15 protein-coding genes and 1 pseudogene are annotated in these 14,627 nt (G+C 71.3%); 7 read left to right on the top strand and 9 right to left on the bottom strand.

Annotated elements, in window-relative coordinates; genetic code table 11:
• The first annotated feature begins 91 nt into the window (after nucleotides 1-91).
• Nucleotides 92-1,084 (top strand): aldo/keto reductase, encoded by a 993-nt coding sequence (locus Q0Q23_RS10930; RefSeq protein WP_295123195.1) that lies wholly within the window; start codon nucleotides 92-94, stop codon nucleotides 1,082-1,084.
• Between the two features lie 81 nt (nucleotides 1,085-1,165).
• Here Q0Q23_RS10930 and Q0Q23_RS10925 read toward each other — a convergent pair whose 3' ends face one another.
• Nucleotides 1,166-1,726: a TetR family transcriptional regulator gene (locus Q0Q23_RS10925; protein ID WP_295123192.1), complete on the bottom strand. Its 561-nt coding sequence runs from the start codon at nucleotides 1,724-1,726 to the stop codon at nucleotides 1,166-1,168.
• A gap of 122 nt (nucleotides 1,727-1,848) precedes the next feature.
• On the opposite strand from Q0Q23_RS10925, the gene Q0Q23_RS10920 reads away from it, so the two are divergent.
• Nucleotides 1,849-2,754 carry an SDR family oxidoreductase gene (locus Q0Q23_RS10920; protein WP_295123189.1) on the top strand — a complete coding sequence of 302 codons (906 nt, stop codon included), beginning with the start codon at nucleotides 1,849-1,851 and terminating at the stop codon, nucleotides 2,752-2,754.
• Here the strand turns inward: Q0Q23_RS10920 and Q0Q23_RS10915 are convergent.
• The 4 genes from Q0Q23_RS10915 to Q0Q23_RS10900 form a co-directional block, all read right to left on the bottom strand.
• On the bottom strand, nucleotides 2,727-3,335 hold the full coding sequence (locus Q0Q23_RS10915) for a hypothetical protein (RefSeq protein ID WP_295123186.1): 609 nt from the start codon (nucleotides 3,333-3,335) through the stop codon (nucleotides 2,727-2,729). The genes Q0Q23_RS10920 and Q0Q23_RS10915 overlap by 28 nt on opposite strands.
• A 13-nt stretch (nucleotides 3,336-3,348) precedes the next feature.
• Nucleotides 3,349-4,776, bottom strand: a complete 1,428-nt coding sequence (locus Q0Q23_RS10910) for a glutamate decarboxylase (protein WP_295123183.1) — start codon at nucleotides 4,774-4,776, stop codon at nucleotides 3,349-3,351.
• 27 nt (nucleotides 4,777-4,803) lie between these two features.
• Entirely contained in the window at nucleotides 4,804-5,190 is a 387-nt protein-coding gene (locus Q0Q23_RS10905; RefSeq protein WP_295123179.1) for an META domain-containing protein, read from the bottom strand.
• Between the two features lie 102 nt (nucleotides 5,191-5,292).
• Entirely contained in the window at nucleotides 5,293-6,042 is a 750-nt protein-coding gene (locus Q0Q23_RS10900; protein ID WP_295123176.1) for a triacylglycerol lipase, read from the bottom strand.
• Between the two features lie 64 nt (nucleotides 6,043-6,106).
• Here Q0Q23_RS10900 and Q0Q23_RS10895 point away from each other — a divergent pair, with 64 nt between their 5' ends.
• The gene (locus Q0Q23_RS10895) at nucleotides 6,107-6,286 is read left to right on the top strand and encodes a hypothetical protein (protein ID WP_295123173.1); all 180 of its coding nucleotides are present in this window, start codon (nucleotides 6,107-6,109) and stop codon (nucleotides 6,284-6,286) included.
• A gap of 120 nt (nucleotides 6,287-6,406) precedes the next feature.
• Here Q0Q23_RS10895 and Q0Q23_RS10890 read toward each other — a convergent pair whose 3' ends face one another.
• Nucleotides 6,407-6,712, bottom strand: coding sequence for a hypothetical protein (locus tag Q0Q23_RS10890; RefSeq protein ID WP_295123171.1), 306 nt, complete (start codon nucleotides 6,710-6,712; stop codon nucleotides 6,407-6,409).
• Nucleotides 6,713-6,987: 275 nt separating this feature from the next.
• Here Q0Q23_RS10890 and Q0Q23_RS10885 point away from each other — a divergent pair, with 275 nt between their 5' ends.
• The 3 genes and pseudogenes from Q0Q23_RS10885 to Q0Q23_RS10870 all read left to right on the top strand — a co-directional run bounded on the left by Q0Q23_RS10885 (nucleotide 6,988) and on the right by Q0Q23_RS10870 (nucleotide 11,133).
• Nucleotides 6,988-8,163 (top strand): EfeM/EfeO family lipoprotein, encoded by a 1,176-nt coding sequence (locus Q0Q23_RS10885; RefSeq protein WP_295123168.1) that lies wholly within the window; start codon nucleotides 6,988-6,990, stop codon nucleotides 8,161-8,163.
• Nucleotides 8,160-9,394: pseudogene (gene efeB / locus Q0Q23_RS10880) on the top strand (iron uptake transporter deferrochelatase/peroxidase subunit). Before Q0Q23_RS10885 ends, efeB begins: the two are co-directional and overlap by 4 nt.
• A 68-nt stretch (nucleotides 9,395-9,462) precedes the next feature.
• Complete coding sequence (locus Q0Q23_RS10870; protein ID WP_295123159.1) at nucleotides 9,463-11,133, top strand: phospholipase C; 1,671 nt, start codon at nucleotides 9,463-9,465, stop codon at nucleotides 11,131-11,133.
• A 72-nt stretch (nucleotides 11,134-11,205) separates the two neighbouring features.
• Here Q0Q23_RS10870 and Q0Q23_RS10865 read toward each other — a convergent pair whose 3' ends face one another.
• Entirely contained in the window at nucleotides 11,206-12,045 is an 840-nt protein-coding gene (locus Q0Q23_RS10865; protein WP_295123156.1) for an SDR family oxidoreductase, read from the bottom strand.
• Between the two features lie 25 nt (nucleotides 12,046-12,070).
• Entirely contained in the window at nucleotides 12,071-12,346 is a 276-nt protein-coding gene (locus Q0Q23_RS10860) for a MerR family transcriptional regulator (protein ID WP_295123153.1), read from the bottom strand.
• A 432-nt stretch (nucleotides 12,347-12,778) separates the two neighbouring features.
• Here Q0Q23_RS10860 and Q0Q23_RS10855 point away from each other — a divergent pair, with 432 nt between their 5' ends.
• Nucleotides 12,779-13,204: an Hsp20/alpha crystallin family protein gene (locus Q0Q23_RS10855; protein ID WP_295123150.1), complete on the top strand. Its 426-nt coding sequence runs from the start codon at nucleotides 12,779-12,781 to the stop codon at nucleotides 13,202-13,204.
• Between the two features lie 260 nt (nucleotides 13,205-13,464).
• Here Q0Q23_RS10855 and Q0Q23_RS10850 read toward each other — a convergent pair.
• Nucleotides 13,465-14,627, bottom strand: a 1,163-nt coding sequence (locus Q0Q23_RS10850; RefSeq protein ID WP_295123147.1) for an L-arabinose isomerase, incomplete at its 5' end; no start/stop codon positions are given.

Below are 14,627 nucleotides of genomic sequence, written 5' to 3'. Positions count from 1 at the left end.
CACGCCGTCACCGCCTTCGGGTCGACGGCGTGTCGGGACGAATCGGTTCGCAGCGGCCGCTGCACTGCCTCCGCGATCTAGGCTGGTCGGCATGCGCTCCGATCACGTCGCCGATCCCGCCCGTTACGACTCGATGAGCTACCGCCGCGCCGGACACAGCGGACTCCAGCTGCCTCCGCTCTCGCTCGGCCTGTGGCAGAACTTCGGGACCGCGCGTTCGTACGACGTGCAGCGCGCCATCGTGCTGCGGGCGTTCGACCTGGGCGTGACGCACTTCGACCTGGCGAACAACTACGGGCCGCCTCCCGGTGCCGCCGAGGAGTTCTTCGGGAGGATTCTCGCGACCGACCTGCGCGCCTACCGCGACGAGATCGTGGTGTCGACCAAGGCCGGCTACCTGATGTGGCCCGGCCCGTATGGGGACTTCGGCTCGCGCAAGTACCTGCTGTCGTCGCTCGATCAGAGCCTGAAGCGGCTCGGACTCGACTACGTCGACGTCTTCTACCACCACCGGCCCGACCCCGACACTCCGCTCGAGGAGTCGATGGGCGCGCTGACCACCGCCGTGGCGCAGGGCAAGGCGCTCTATCCGGCGATCTCCAACTACGGGGCCGAGCGCACCACGGAGGCCGCCGAGCTGCTCGCCGCGGCGGGCACGCCGTTGCTCCTGCACCAGCCGCGCTACTCCCTGTTCGATCGCAGCCCGGAGGACGGCGTCTTCGCCGCGGTGGAGGCCGCAGGCGCAGCTGCCATCGTGTATTCGCCGCTCGCCCAGGGGATGCTCACCGACCGCTACCTCGACGGCGTGCCCGAGGGCTCCCGCGCCGTCACGAGCGTGTTCCTGCACGAGTCGGACCTGACCGACGACGTGCTGACGACGGTGCGCGCACTCAACGAGATCGCCTCCGGCCGCGGGCAGAGCCTCGCTCAGCTGGCGCTGCAGTGGGTGCTGCGCGAGCCCGTGGTCGTCTCCGCGATCATCGGGGCCAGCAGCGTGGCCCAGCTCGAACAGAACCTCGGTGCCCTGAACGCCGCCCCGCTCACCGCGGGCGAGCTCGCCGCCATCGACGCGGCTCTCGCCTAGCGCGACGCCGAGGGGACGCAACACGCCGGTATCGCCGCCGGATGGCGGCGTGTTGCGACCCCGGTGCGGCCGCCCCCGAGATCAGGCGAGGGTCGGGAGGGTGCGCAGCGCCTCGTCGACGTGGGAGGTCAGCGTCGCGTCGGCGGCGCCGGCGATCCACTGGGCAAAGCCCACGTGGAACGCCCCGACCGCCGCCTGGCCCGCCAAGCTCGCCGCCGGTTCGGCGACGCCGCGGGCGCGCAGCGCGTCACCGCACGCCGTGGCGAGCGAGGCCAGCTTGAGCAGCTCGCGCTCCTGGAGGCTGGGGTTCGCTGCGATGACCGCCGACCGGCGGCGCGGATAGTCAGCGTCGGCGCTGTCGATGAGGGCGGCGGCGGCGCGCATGCCCTCGCCCGCGACCGTGAACGGCGGTGCGTCGGCGGGTGCTGCGGCGATCGCCGCGAGCACGGCCTCCTGCATCGCCGATGACCCCGCGAAGAGCACTTCGCGCTTGTCGGCGTAATGGCGGAAGAAGGTGCGCTCGGTCACACCCGCCCGCTCGGCGATGTCGGCGACGGTCGTGCCTTCGAAGCCGCGCTCCGCGTACAGCTCGATGGCCGCCTGTGCGAGGCGGCCGCGCGCGTCCGGTGTCCAGCGTCCCACGCGGTCAGTGTAGCGGGTTCGCACCGGGTGATGACAGCTGCTGACATCGGTGCTATCGTGATGTCAGTCACTGACGACAGTCACTGACATCGAGTTGCACACCGACTTCAGGAGGTCACCCCATGCGCGTCTTCGTCACCGGAGCATCCGGCTGGATCGGATCCGCCGTCGTCCCCGAACTGCTCACCGCCGGTCACGAGGTGACCGGGCTCGCCCGCTCCGACTCCTCGGCCGAACGTATCCGTGCCGCGGGGGCGACGCCCGTCGCCGGATCGCTCGACGACCTGGAGAGCATCCGGTCGGGCGCCGCAGCGGCCGACGCCGTCATCCACCTCGGCTTCAAGCACGACTTCGCCGACTACGCCGGCGCGGGCCGCACCGAACGATCGGTCGTGGCGACGATCGGCGACGAGCTCGCGGGCTCGGACCGGCCGTTCCTGTTCGCGTCCGGCATCGTCGCGCGGCCTGGAGAGGTGCTCACCGAGGACGTGCCATCGCCGTACGTCGGCGCCGACGCGCCGCGCGGCGGCGGTGAGGCCTTCGCATTCGAGTACGCGGAGAAGGGCGTGCGCCCGGTCGCGCTGCGCTTCTCGCCGACGGTGCACGGGCGCGGCGACCACGGCTTCAGCGCCGAGCTCGTGCGGGTGGCGCGCGAGAAAGGGGTGGCCGGCTACGTCGGCGACGGCGGCAACCGCTGGCCGGCCGTCCACCGCCTCGACGCGGCGCGCCTCGTACGTCTCGCGCTCGAGCAGGCCGCACCCGCCGCGCGCGTCCACGCCGTGGGAGAGGAAGGCATCCCGACCCGTGCCATCGCCGAGGCGATCGGCGCCGGCCTCGGACTGCCTGTCGAGTCGATCGCACCGGAGCAGGTGGATGCGCACTTCGGCTGGATCGGTCGGTTCTTCGCAATGGACATCCCCGCCTCCAGCGCGATCACCCGCGAGCGCTACGGCTGGACGCCCACCGGGCCGACCCTGCTGGAGGACTTCGCGTCGGGCGCCTACTTCGAGGCCGTCCCCGCGCGCTGAGCGCGCGGCGCCGGCAGCAGGCCGAGCACGGCGGCGGCGAGGAAGCACAGCGCGCCGCCGACCGTGCCGACCCCGGTCCAGAACGGGCTCAGCAGGGCGTTCGTACCCGGCGGCTCGAACGCGCCGACCGCCGCGAACCCGAACAGCACTGACCCGGCCAGGTTGAGCCAGCCTCCCGCACTGTCCCTGGTATCGGCGCGCCGGCGGGAGAGTGCGACCACGGCGAGCACGCTCGAGAGCAGGAAGCAGATCGAGCCGTAGACGTCCGGACGCCAGCCCGTCCCTCCCGCCGCCCCGGCCGGCACCGCCGCGGCGAGCGCCAGCGACGTACTCACGTTGAAGAACAGCGTGCCGACGAACTGGATCACCGACGAGCTGCGGTTCGGGAGGCCGAGAGCCAGACCGGCACCGGCCGTGAAGAAGACCGACCCGATCACGAACACCGCGCTGGTGGCGATCGCCCCGAGGGCGGCGGCGGCCGACGGCAGCGCCGCGACCGCGAAGCAGACCGAGCCCACGGAGAAGGAGACGTCCGAGAGCAGGACCCTGTTCCGCTCCCAGGCGCCTCCCTCACCGCTCACGGACTGTGTCCGCTCAGTGCGCGAAGTGCGACTTGGTGCGTGCCGACTCCGTGGCCTTCGCGGCCGCGTCGGCCGTCGCGCCGGCCTTCTCCGCCTGCGCGCCGAGCTCGGCGCAGACCGCGCGCACATCCGTGACGAGGTCGGCTGCGAGGTCGGCGTTGAAGCCGTCGCGGACGACGATGCGCAGCACGGCGACGTCCGTCGCATCGGCGGGCATCGTGTACGCCGGAACCTGCCAGCCGCGGGCGCGGAGCTCGTGCGACACCTGGAACACGGTGTACGGCGTCCCCTCCTTCAGGGTGAAGGCGAGCACCGGGATCGCGGAGCCGTCGGTGATGATCTCGATCGCCGGGTCCTCCGCGAGTCCCTTGGAGATCGAGAGCGCCGTGTCGCGCAACGCCTCCATGATCGCCGTGAACCCCGACCGGCCCAGCCGCACGAAGTTGTAGTACTGCCCGACGATCTGGTTGCCCGGCCGCGAGAAGTTCAGGGTGAAGGTCGGCATGTCGCCACCCAGGTAGTTCACGCGGAAGACGAGATCCTCCGGCAGGTGCTCCGGCGACCTCCACACCACGAACCCGATGCCGGGATAGGTCAGCCCGTACTTGTGGCCGCTGACGTTGATGGAGACCACCCGCGGGAGGCGGAAGTCCCACTCGAGGTCGGGGTGGAGGAACGGCACGACGAATCCGCCGCTCGCGGCGTCCACGTGCACCGGCACGTCCGGGCCGCCCGAGGCGGCCAGGGCGTCGAGGGCCGCGCAGATCTCGGCGATCGGCTCCAGCTCGCCGGTGTAGGTCGTGCCCAGGATGCCGACCACGCCGATGGTGTTCTCGTCGACCGCGTCGACGACCTGCTCCGGGGTGATGACGTACCGCCCCTTCGCGACCGGCAGATAACGCGGTTCCACCTCGAAGTAGCGGCAGAACTTCTCCCACACCACCTGGACGTTCGAGCCGAGCACCAGGTTCGGGACGCCTCCCGGCTCGACGCCGCCCGTCGCTCCCGCACGGCGCGCCCGCCACCGCCACTTGAGCGCCAACCCCGCGAGCATGACCGCTTCGCTGGAGCCGATGGTGGCGGCGCCGGTCGGCTCGCCCGGCTCGGCGTTGAAGAGGCCGGACACGATCGAGACGCAGCGGCGCTCCATCGCCGCCGTCGCCGGGTACTCGTCCTTGTCGATCATGTTCTTGTCGAACGCCTCGGCCATCAGGATCTCGGCCTCCGGGTCCATCCACGTGGTGACGAAGGTCGCGAGGTTCAGCCGCGAGCTGCCGTCGAGCAGCAGTTCGTCGTGGATCAACCGGTAGGTGGAGGCCGGATCGGTGGCCTCATCGGGGAGGACGTCCGGCGGCCTCTTGCGCGACAGGCGCCCGGTGTAGGCGGGTGCGACGCGGGTGCTCCCGCTCGCCGAGGGGATGTCTGACTCGAGCCGCGCCATCCGCGCGCCTCCTTCCGGTCCCGCGGATCACTTCTTGTCGAGTGTTCCGATCTGGTTTCCGCCCTCGTCGTAGACGACCATGGTGGAGCCCTTGGCCGTTCCGGTGGCGGCCTTGCCCAGCCACTCGTCGACCCCGGTGCACGCCATCATGGTGCTGGCGATGGGGCCGAACGTGATGCTGTCGCCGTCGATCGAACCGCGACCGGTGAGCCGGTTGCAGCCGTCGGTGCCCGAGAAGGCGCCGTCGTTCTCGATCGTGAGATTCGGTTGCTTCGCGGCGGTCGAGCCCCACGTGCCGACGACCGCCGCACCGCTCGGGGTGCCTGCGCAGCCCGCGAGAAGGCCGAGGACGGCAGCGGCGGCGGCGCAGGCACCGAGGAGGCCGACGGGCGGCCTCCGTGTCGATCGCATCATGGTCGCCCTCCCGTCCACGATCCGCGGCAGGGCGGACCGGCCTTCACGAGGCAGAGGATAGCGTTGTGCGACGAATGCGCAACAGGGTGCGCGTCGGCCGGATCAGATGTCGGTGAGGTCGTCCACCAGGGCGAGCACGCGGGGGCTGCCGAGGATGCGGAAGTGCCCACCCACGGGAACCTCGATGTTGCGCGCCCCCGGCAGTGCGCATCCCCCCGGAATGTGCGGGTCGTACCAGCCCCAGATCGACACGATGCGCGAGAGGTCGGTCTCGGCGGCCGCCAGCCGGGCGAAGTCCGGACCGGTGGGTCGCAGCGCCCGCACGGCGGGGATCGGGATCCAGCCGGCCAGTACCGACCCCGAGAACGGTGTGGAGATCGCCACGACACGGCGGATGCGCGCGGCGACCTCCGGCCGGGCGAGCAGAGCGCGCGCCACGAGGCCGCCTTTGCTGTGGGCGACGATCGTCACGTCGCCCAGATGATTCTCGAGCAGGTGGCGCTGCACCAGGTCTGCGGCCTCCTGCAGCGACATGCGGTTGTCGCCGAGGGCGGCCACGACGTGCACCGGGTGCCCGGCGGTGTGGAGGCGACGGGCCAGCGGGTGCAGGAACCGCCACGTCTCGTAGATCCCCGGCAACAGGATCACCGGCTCACCGGTTCCGCTCTCGTCGACGAGGGCGGCGGGCTCGCCCCGGTCGAACGCGGCGCGCAGCTGGTGGCGGAGGACGTACCCCCAGTCGGCCAGGAGGACGCCGATCCCGCGGAGCGGGCGGACGCCGCGTGCGCGGGCGGGACTCTCCTCCACCGTTCGCCGCTCCACCGTTCGCCGCTCCACCGTTCGCCGCTCCACCGGCCCAGCTTCGCGCGCCCGGCGCGCTCTTGCCAAGCCGGGAGCCGGGGTGGATAGTTGCGGCATGGGAGACGTGATCGCATTCATCCTCTGCCTGCTCCTCTTCCTGGCAGGGCTCTTCCTCCTCGGCCTGGCCGTCACGCTGCCGGGGTGGGAAGGCCTGGTGTTCTTCGCGGGGATCCTCTGCGTGGCCCTGTCGTTCGGCATCCCCGTCCACGCGCTCGGTCACTCCGAGCGGCAGTAACCCGAGCCCGCGCCCCGATCGCCTCGAGCGCCGAGCCGGACACCCAGAGGTGAGTAATCGCGGGAATCAAAGGGCCGATTCCCACGATTACTCACGTCTGGGTCGCTCTGAGCGGCACCACTACATGTCGGGCGCGGTCCTGGCCCCGTGATCCGAGCGGAACCCGGCCGTGGCCTCCTCGTACGTGGTGTGCTTGCGGGCCGGGTGCGACTCGGCGGGAGGCGGCACATCGGCCCGGCTCAGCGCGTGCAGCACCAACTGCTCGACCAGTTCGGCCGCCGTCGTCTCGCGATGGCGGGCGATCCTGACCAGCGCGGCGAACTCGCGCTCGCCCAGGCGGATGGTGAGGGGGATTCCTGCAGGCGCACGACCGGGGCCGTGAGCGGACGCGGGCTCAGCGACATCAATACCGTGAGAATCCTTCATGAACTGAATGCTCTCATGGACGCGCTCTCTTTAGAAGAACCCAAATGTCGGAAGGTACACCGAAACGCCCACCGCGGGTAGACGATGCGTGCCGGTCCGTCGTGGCGCTGCCCGGCGTCGCCGCCCGGCCTCGCCTCCGGGCCTCGTCCCCGGGCCTCGTCCCCCGTTCGGGGGCGAACCCGTGACAGGCGGGTGAACATCGCGTGAAGGCCGCCCGGCGGCGCACAGCCGCCTCCTAGGCTCGCTCCTGACCACGACCAGGAGGCCTTCCGCCGATGTCCACGCGCGCCCGACTCACGGCGCTCTTCGGCGTGATGGCGGCCGTGGTCGCCGTCGTGATCGTGCTCGCCCTGGCGGCACGGCCGGCCGCGGTCAGCGCCGAACCGGCCGCCGAGATCGCGGTGACGGCGGGGATGGACGACTGCGGCGGCGGCTGGGGATCGGGCGGAAAGGCGCCAGGAGGCGCGGCCGCTTTCGACGTCGAGAACACCGCGGTCGGCGGCCTCGAGGTCTACCTCCAGGCGATCGACACCCAGAAGGTCTACCTCGACCTGGAGAGCATCGGAGCTGGCGCCCACGCACACGCGCGGGTCACTCTGGGGTCCGGGCGCTACCGGTTCGTCTGCCTGCCGGCCGACGCCGACCCCGTGCGCGGTCCCACGGTCGCGGTGGGGCCGGCACCGAAAGGCTCGGCACTCACTCCGGGCATCGTCCCGGTGACCCGCACGGATCTCATCCCGGCGGCCCAGAGCTACGGCGCCTGGGTCGCGTCGCGCCTCCCCGCACTGCGCCGGCAGGTCGCAGCGGTCGCGGCCGACGCCGAGGAGGGCGACTCAGCGGCCGCACGCCGCGACTGGCTCACCGCCCACACGACCTATGAGACGCTCGGGGGCGCCTACGGTGCGTTCGGCGAACTCGGTGACGCGATCGACGGCCTCCCCAACCACGGACCGACCGGTTTCCACGCCGTCGAAGCGCCGCTCTTCAGCGGCGCGCCCGCCGCGACCGTCGTCGAGCCGGCGCAGGCGCTCGTGCGCGACGTCGACGCTCTGATCGCCGCCTTCCCCGCCACGCAGATCGACCCGGGCGACATGGGGCTGCGCGCGCACGAGATCGTGGAGGACGCCCTGCGCGACGTGCTCGGCGGCGCGGCCGACGCCGGTTCGGGAACCGAACTCGCCACCGTCGACGCCACGCTCACCGGTACGGCCCAGGCCCTCGCACCGCTGAACGGCATCCTCGCCACCCGCTACCCCGGACTCGCCGCGACCCAGCGGTCGATCGCGACGACGCAGCAGTTGGTCGAGAGCTTCCGCGGCGCCGACGGCACGTGGACGCGCCTCTCGTCGCTGACCACCGCCCAGCGGGAGCACGTCGATGCGGCACTGAGCGAGACCGCCGAGCTGCTCGCCCCCGTTGCGGCCATCTGCGACCCGAGGAGGGACCCGTGACAGGCATCGGACGACGGGACTTCCTGCACGCCGGCGCGGGCCTCGCGGCCGGTGCCGCCGCCACGGGCGGAGCGAGCTCCGGACGGGAGGCCGCGGCGGGCTCGGCGGCGGGCTCCGGAGCCCGGCCGCGGTCGCAGCCGTCGTTCCACGGCGACCACCAGCAGGGCATCCTGACACCCGCGCAGCGCTCGGCCGCGTTCGTCGCGCTCGACGTGACCGCGGCCTCCCGGGCCGAGCTCGCCGACCTGCTGCGCACCATCACCGAACGCGCACGGTTCCTGACCACCGGGGGCACGCCTCCCGACCCCGGACTGACCGCCCCGCCGCGCGACTCGGGCGTGCTCGGACCGACCGTCGTCCCCGACGGGCTCACGGTCACGCTCTCCGCCGGGGCGTCCCTGTTCGACGGCCGCTACGGCCTCGCCTCCGTCAAGCCCGCGAAGCTGCGCACGATGGACGAGTTCCCGGACGACGCGCTGCGCCGCGACGTCTGCGACGGCGACCTCCTGCTGCAGGTCTGCGCCGACGACCGCGACGCCGTCACCCATGCGGTGCGGGAGATCGCCCGCGCCACCCGCGGCGGGATGGGCGTGCGCTGGCGGCAGGACGGCTTCGTCTCGCCTCCGCGGCCCACCGGCACCCCGCGCAACCTGATGGGGTTCAAAGACGGCACCAGCAACCCCGACACCGGCGACGCCGCACTGATGAAGCAGCTCGTCTGGACGGACGCGACGGCCGGGGAGCCCGCGTGGGCGGCGGGAGGCAGCTACCACGTCGTCCGCCTCATCCGCATGCTGGTGGAGTTCTGGGACCGCGTGAACCTCCACGAGCAGGAGAACATGATCGGCCGCCGGCGCGACACCGGAGCACCGCTCACGGCCTCGGCCGAGCACGACGACCCGCACTACGAGAACGACCCCACCGGCGACGTCATCCAGCTCGACGCCCACATCCGGCTCGCCAACCCGCGCACCACGGCCACGGCCGGCCAGCGGATGCTCCGCCGCGCCTACAACTACGACGGCGGCGTCGACGCCAACGGCACACTCGACATGGGCCGATCTTCGTGGCCTTCAACCAGGACCTCGACCGCCAGTTCGTCGCCGTGCAGAAGCGCCTGGCGGGCGAGCCGCTGACCGACTACGTCCGGCCGTTCGGCGGCGGCTACTACTTCGCGCTCCCCGGCGCCCGCAACTCCTCCGACTGGCTCGGACGTACCATGCTCGCGTGAGCATGTCGGCGTCCGAGCCCGCACCCGGAGGTCCCGTAACACCCACCCACAAGAAGGAAGCAGGAAACGTGTCCAGACTCTCCCGTCTGCGCCGCCACCCGGTCGCCTCGGCCGGTCTCGCGCTGCTCGGCGCGGCCACCCTCGTCGGAGCCGGCGTGCTCGCCGTCGCCCCGGCGTCGGCGTTCCCCGCGCACGGATCTCCCGACCACTCGCACCAGACCCGGACCCCGATCAAGCACCTCGTCGTGATCTTCGACGAGAACGTCTCCTTCGACCACTACTTCGGCACCTACCCGAACGTGGCGAACACCGACGGGACGCCGTTCCACGCCGCACCGAACACCCCGAAGGCGAACACGCTGGTCACCAGCGGGACCCTCACCGACAACCCGAACCTCTACAAGCCGTCGCGGCTGACCCCGGCGCAGGCGCTGACCTGCGACCAGAACCACGGCTACGCGGCAGAGCAGGGCGCTGTCGACGACGGCAAGATGGACATGTTCGTCCAGAAGACCTCCACCGACACCTGCACCGGCGCGTTCGGGCAGCCGGGACTCGTCATGGACTACTACGACGGCAACACCGTCACCGGGCTCTGGAACTACGCCCAGAACTACGCCATGAGCGACAACATGTGGGACACCACGTTCGGGCCCTCCACCCCCGGCGCGCTCAACCTGATCTCGGGCCAGACGCACGGCGGCACGGCGTACGACCCCACGACCGGGGCCGTCCTGCCGGCCTCCACGGCCGTCCATTCGGCGAACGCGGCCGGTGTCGGGACGGTGATCGGCGACCCCGACCCGGTGTACGACGACTGCTCGGACAACGACCACGCCTCCACGTCGGCGCTCGTCGGCATGTCCGGCAAGAACGTCGGCGACCTGCTCAACGCGCGCGGAGTGACCTGGGGCTGGTTCCAGGGCGGCTTCACGCCGACCACCGCGTGGAACGGCCAGGCCGGCAGCTACGCCCGGTGCGACGCGACCACCGCGAACGTCGGAGGCGCGACTCCCAAGGACTACTCGCCGCACCACAACCCGTTCGCGTACTACAAGTCCACGTCGAACCCGCACCACCTGCCGCCGACGTCGACCAAGGCCATCGGTCACACCGACCAGGCCAACCACCAGTACGACCTCACCTCGTTCGATGCAGCACTGGCGGCGAACAACCTGCCGGCCGTCTCGTTCCTCAAGGCCCCGGAGGCCCAGGACGGCCACGCGGGCTACTCCGACCCGCTGGACGAGCAGAAGTTCGTCGTGAACGAGATCAACGCGCTCCAGAAGTCGAAGGACTGGAAGAGCACCGCGGTCATCGTCACCTATGACGACTCGGACGGGTGGTACGACCACGTCGCGCCGACCGTGGCGAACGGCTCGCACGACGCCACGGTCGACTCGTCGGTCTGCACCGGAGTCCCGAAGGTGGCCGGCGGCTACGCCGACCGCTGCGGCCCGAGCCAGCGCCTGCCGTTCCTCGTGGTCTCGCCGTGGGCCGCGCAGAACAAGGTCGACCACACCGCGATCGAGCAGACCAGCCCGCTGAAGTTCATCGAGGACAACTGGAGCACCGGACGGATCGGCGACTCGTCGTTCGACGCGCGCGCCGGCTCGCTGAACGGGCTGTTCGACTGGCGCCACCCGCAGCAGCGCGAAGTGCTGCTGAGCCCGACCACCGGCGCCGTCACGCAGATCGTCCCGGTCCACGGGCACTTCGGCGACGACGACCAGCGGTAACCCACTCCACGAAGGGCACGTTGTTGTCGCTTCTCGGTCAGGAAAGCGACGACGACGTGCCCTTCGGCGCGTTCACTGCTCGCCGGCGAGGTACTCGTCGAGAGAGAGCGGGCGGCGACCCGTGACGCGCTCGACGTCGCCGCTGACGCCGGCGAGCTCGCCCGCGGCGATCGCCGTGTAGGTGGACACCCACGCGTCGTACTGCCACCGCGGGGCGTGCCACTTCTTGCGCGACTCGTACGCCTCCTCCACCGACTCGTCGTGGAAGGACACCGGCCGGCCGAGGTGCTCGGTCAGCTTCTCGGCGACCTCTGCCATCGTCAGCTCCTCCGGGCCGGTGAGGTCGTACGCGACATCGCGGTGCTGCTCGGGATGCAGGAGCGCGACGGCCGCGACCCTGGCGACATCCGCCCGCGCGACCATGGCGGCGCGTCCGTGATCGGCGGGACCGCGGATGACGCCGTCCTCGCCCACCATGAACTCGACGAAGTCGAGATAGAGGTTGTCGCGGAGGAACGTGTACGTCATGCCGCTGCCCGCGATGCGCTCCTCGGTGGCGAAGTGATCACGTGCGAGCGTGAACGTCGCATCGGGAGCCGCGCCGAAGAACGAGGTGTAGACGATGTGGCGCACGCCCGCCGCAGCGGCGGCGTCCACGAACGTGACGTGCTCGCGCAGTCGCTCGGCGTTCTCGGCCGCTGAGACCATCAGCAGCGTGTCGACGCCCGCCAGCGCCGCGCGCGCCGACGCCGCGTCGGCGTAGCTGCAGGCGACGACATCACTGTTCGGGAACCGTGGTGCGCGCTCGGGAGAGCGCGCCAGCATCCGGAAGGGGACGCCCGCGTAGGACAGGGAGTCGGCGACGAGTCGCCCCACCGTTCCGGTCACACCGGTGACTGCGATCAGGCCCATGAGCCCATCGTGCACCTCGGGCCGGTCAGCCGTCGAGGCGGCGGCGGAGTTCGGCGTTCTCGGCTCGCAGTTCGAGCACCCGCCCGATTCCGGTGAGGTTGACGCCGTCGCCCTGCAGCACGGCGACCTCCCGGATGGCCGCGATGTCGTCGTCACTGTAGCGACGTGTGCCGCCCTGGGTGCGGGCGGGCGTGATCAGCCCCTTCTCCTCGTAGAGGCGCAGCGTCGCCGCGGGGAGCTCGGTGAGCTGCGCCGCCACCGCGATGCTGTAGAGCGGCAGGTCGCCTGCCCGGTCCGTCATCCTCAAAGTTTGCTGTTAAGTGGAACTTTTGTCAAGCGCTAGGTGTATTAAATCTGTATCAGACGCTGTAGGTAATCTCATTCGGACGGGGAACGGGAGGCTCCGGGATGCAGACGGCGACCGAGACGACGACGGCAGGGTTCGCAGACCTGATCTGCTCCGATCCGGAATGGCTGGAGGCCGAATTCGCCGCGCTGGTCGCGCGCACGGGCCTGGAGCCTCCCCGCCGTGCCGGGACACCGGGACCGCCATCGGCCACGCCGGGCGATTCCGGCGGTGCGCGGTTCGACGGCGATCTCGCCGGCGATCTCGACGGGCCCGATGCGCGCATCCGCGCGGTCGCCCGGTGTCCGCCCGGATCGAGCCCTCGCTCAGCGAAGCGCGCGTCGGGCGCGCACCCCATGCACACCACGATGAAAGGAGTTCACACCCATGGCCATGTCGTTCGATCCTTTCAGCCAGCTGGACAGGATCGCTCAGAGCGTCTTCGACACCAGCCGCCAGCCGCGCATGATGCCGGTGGACCTGTCCCGTGAGGGCGACAAGTACCTGCTCAACGCGGACCTGCCGGGCATCGATCCCGGCTCGATCGACATCGACCTCGACGGTCACCTGCTGAGCATCCGGGCGCAGCGGTCGGCAGGCGACCACACGAACAGCCGCTGGCTGCTGCAGGAGCGTCCGTTCGGCAGCTACCTCCGGCAGTTCACCATCGGAGACGACGTCGACACCGAAGGCATCAGCGCGAGCTACGACAACGGCGTGCTCAGCGTCCTGATCCCGATCGCCGAGCGCGCCAAGCCGCGCAAGGTCACCGTCGATTCGGCGGGCACGGGGCGCAAGGCCGTCGCCGCCTGAGCGCGTCGTCGACACCGGACGCAATCGGCGAGCGGGGCTCCACGCCGGTGCAGGCCGGACCGCATGATGCGGGCGGCGCGCCGCGCTCGCCATGACCACAGGGCGGTCGTCCCCCCGGGGCGACCGCCCTTTCGCGTGTCCGGGCGCGAACTCGCACGAGAACCGCCGAGGCGGCAGAGAATCCGCCGCCTCGGCGGTACGTGGGGCCCGACCGCCGACGCCGATGACATGCCGGCGGCCGGGAGCGTGCAGGGCTCGGGCTAGATGCCGCGGGCCAGGCGGTAGTAGGCGGCGTTCCAGTCGAGCTCGCGCGAGAAGGCGCGCAGCGTCGTGTCCTCGTCGATGATCAGCAGCTCGGTGCGGGCCATCCGCGCGAAGTCCTCGAACGCCTGGATGCCGACCGCGGTGCTCATCACGGTGTGGTGGGCCGCGCCGGCCTCCAGCCACGCCGTCGCCGACGTGGTGAAGTCGGGGGCCGGCTTCCACACGGCCCGGCCGACGGGAAGCTTCGGCAGCGGGGCCGACGGCTCCACGACCTCCACCACGTTGGCCACGAGACGGAACCGGTCGCGCATGTCCGACAGCGCCACCACCACGGCGGGACCGGGATCGGCGGTGAAGACGAGGCGCACCGGGTCGTCCTTTCCGCCGATGCCCAGCGGGTGCACCTCCAGGCTCGGCCGGGCCGACGTGAGGGAGGGCGCGACCTCCAGCATGTGAGCGCCGAGGATGCGCTCGTCCCCCGGCGTGAGGTCGTAGGTGTAGTCCTCCATCAGCGAAGCCCCGCCGGGGAGCCCGGCGCCCATGACGTTCGCGGCGCGCACCAGAATGGCCGTCTTCCAGTCGCCCTCCGCACCGAAGCCGTAGCCCTCCGCCATCAGGCGCTGCACCGCGAGGCCGGGCAGCTGGCGGAGCGCCCCGAGGTCTTCGAAGCTGGTCGTGAACGCGCCGAAGCCGCCCTCCTCGAGGAAGGAGCGCAGCCCCAGCTCGATCGCCGCGCCGTCGCGCAGCGACCGGTGGCGGTCTCCGCCGCGCCGCAGCTCGGGCACGACGTCGTACAGCTCCTCGTACTCGGCGACCAGCGAGTCGATGTCGGAGGACGACGCGGCGGCGACAGCGTCGGCCAGCTCGTTCACACCCCAGGTGTTGACCTGCACGCCGAAGCGCAGCTCGGCCTCCGTCTTGTCGCCCTCGGTGACCGCAACGAAACGCATGTTGTCACCGAAACGCGCCAGCTTCAGCGAGCGGGTCGCGGCCCAGCCGGCCGCAGCGCGCATCCAGGTGCCGATGCGGGAGGTCACGGCCGGATCGCTCACGTGGCCGACCACCGTGGTGCGCGGCACCCCGAGTCGCGTCTGGATGTACCCGAACTCGCGGTCGCCGTGCGCGGCCTGGTTGAGGTTCATGAAGTCGAAGTCGATCT

It is taken from the genome of uncultured Leifsonia sp., from assembly GCF_945957465.1.
Classification (GTDB): domain Bacteria; phylum Actinomycetota; class Actinomycetes; order Actinomycetales; family Microbacteriaceae; genus Leifsonia.
This window is presented reverse-complemented; position numbering and strand designations above follow the sequence as displayed.

What these genes read in the sequence shown, in the direction of transcription:
- Q0Q23_RS10855 (WP_295123150.1), top strand. Translation starts at nt 12,779, where the DNA reads ATGGCCATGTCGTTCGATCCTTTCAGCCAGCTGGACAGGATCGCTCAG.
- Q0Q23_RS10930 (WP_295123195.1), top strand. Translation starts at nt 92, where the DNA reads ATGCGCTCCGATCACGTCGCCGATCCCGCCCGTTACGACTCGATGAGC.
- Q0Q23_RS10890 (WP_295123171.1), bottom strand. Translation starts at nt 6,712, where the DNA reads ATGAAGGATTCTCACGGTATTGATGTCGCTGAGCCCGCGTCCGCTCAC.
- Q0Q23_RS10865 (WP_295123156.1), bottom strand. Translation starts at nt 12,045, where the DNA reads ATGGGCCTGATCGCAGTCACCGGTGTGACCGGAACGGTGGGGCGACTC.
- Q0Q23_RS10895 (WP_295123173.1), top strand. Translation starts at nt 6,107, where the DNA reads ATGGGAGACGTGATCGCATTCATCCTCTGCCTGCTCCTCTTCCTGGCA.
- Q0Q23_RS10910 (WP_295123183.1), bottom strand. Translation starts at nt 4,776, where the DNA reads ATGGCGCGGCTCGAGTCAGACATCCCCTCGGCGAGCGGGAGCACCCGC.
- Q0Q23_RS10905 (WP_295123179.1), bottom strand. Translation starts at nt 5,190, where the DNA reads ATGATGCGATCGACACGGAGGCCGCCCGTCGGCCTCCTCGGTGCCTGC.
- Q0Q23_RS10885 (WP_295123168.1), top strand. Translation starts at nt 6,988, where the DNA reads ATGTCCACGCGCGCCCGACTCACGGCGCTCTTCGGCGTGATGGCGGCC.
- Q0Q23_RS10860 (WP_295123153.1), bottom strand. Translation starts at nt 12,346, where the DNA reads ATGACGGACCGGGCAGGCGACCTGCCGCTCTACAGCATCGCGGTGGCG.
- Q0Q23_RS10920 (WP_295123189.1), top strand. Translation starts at nt 1,849, where the DNA reads ATGCGCGTCTTCGTCACCGGAGCATCCGGCTGGATCGGATCCGCCGTC.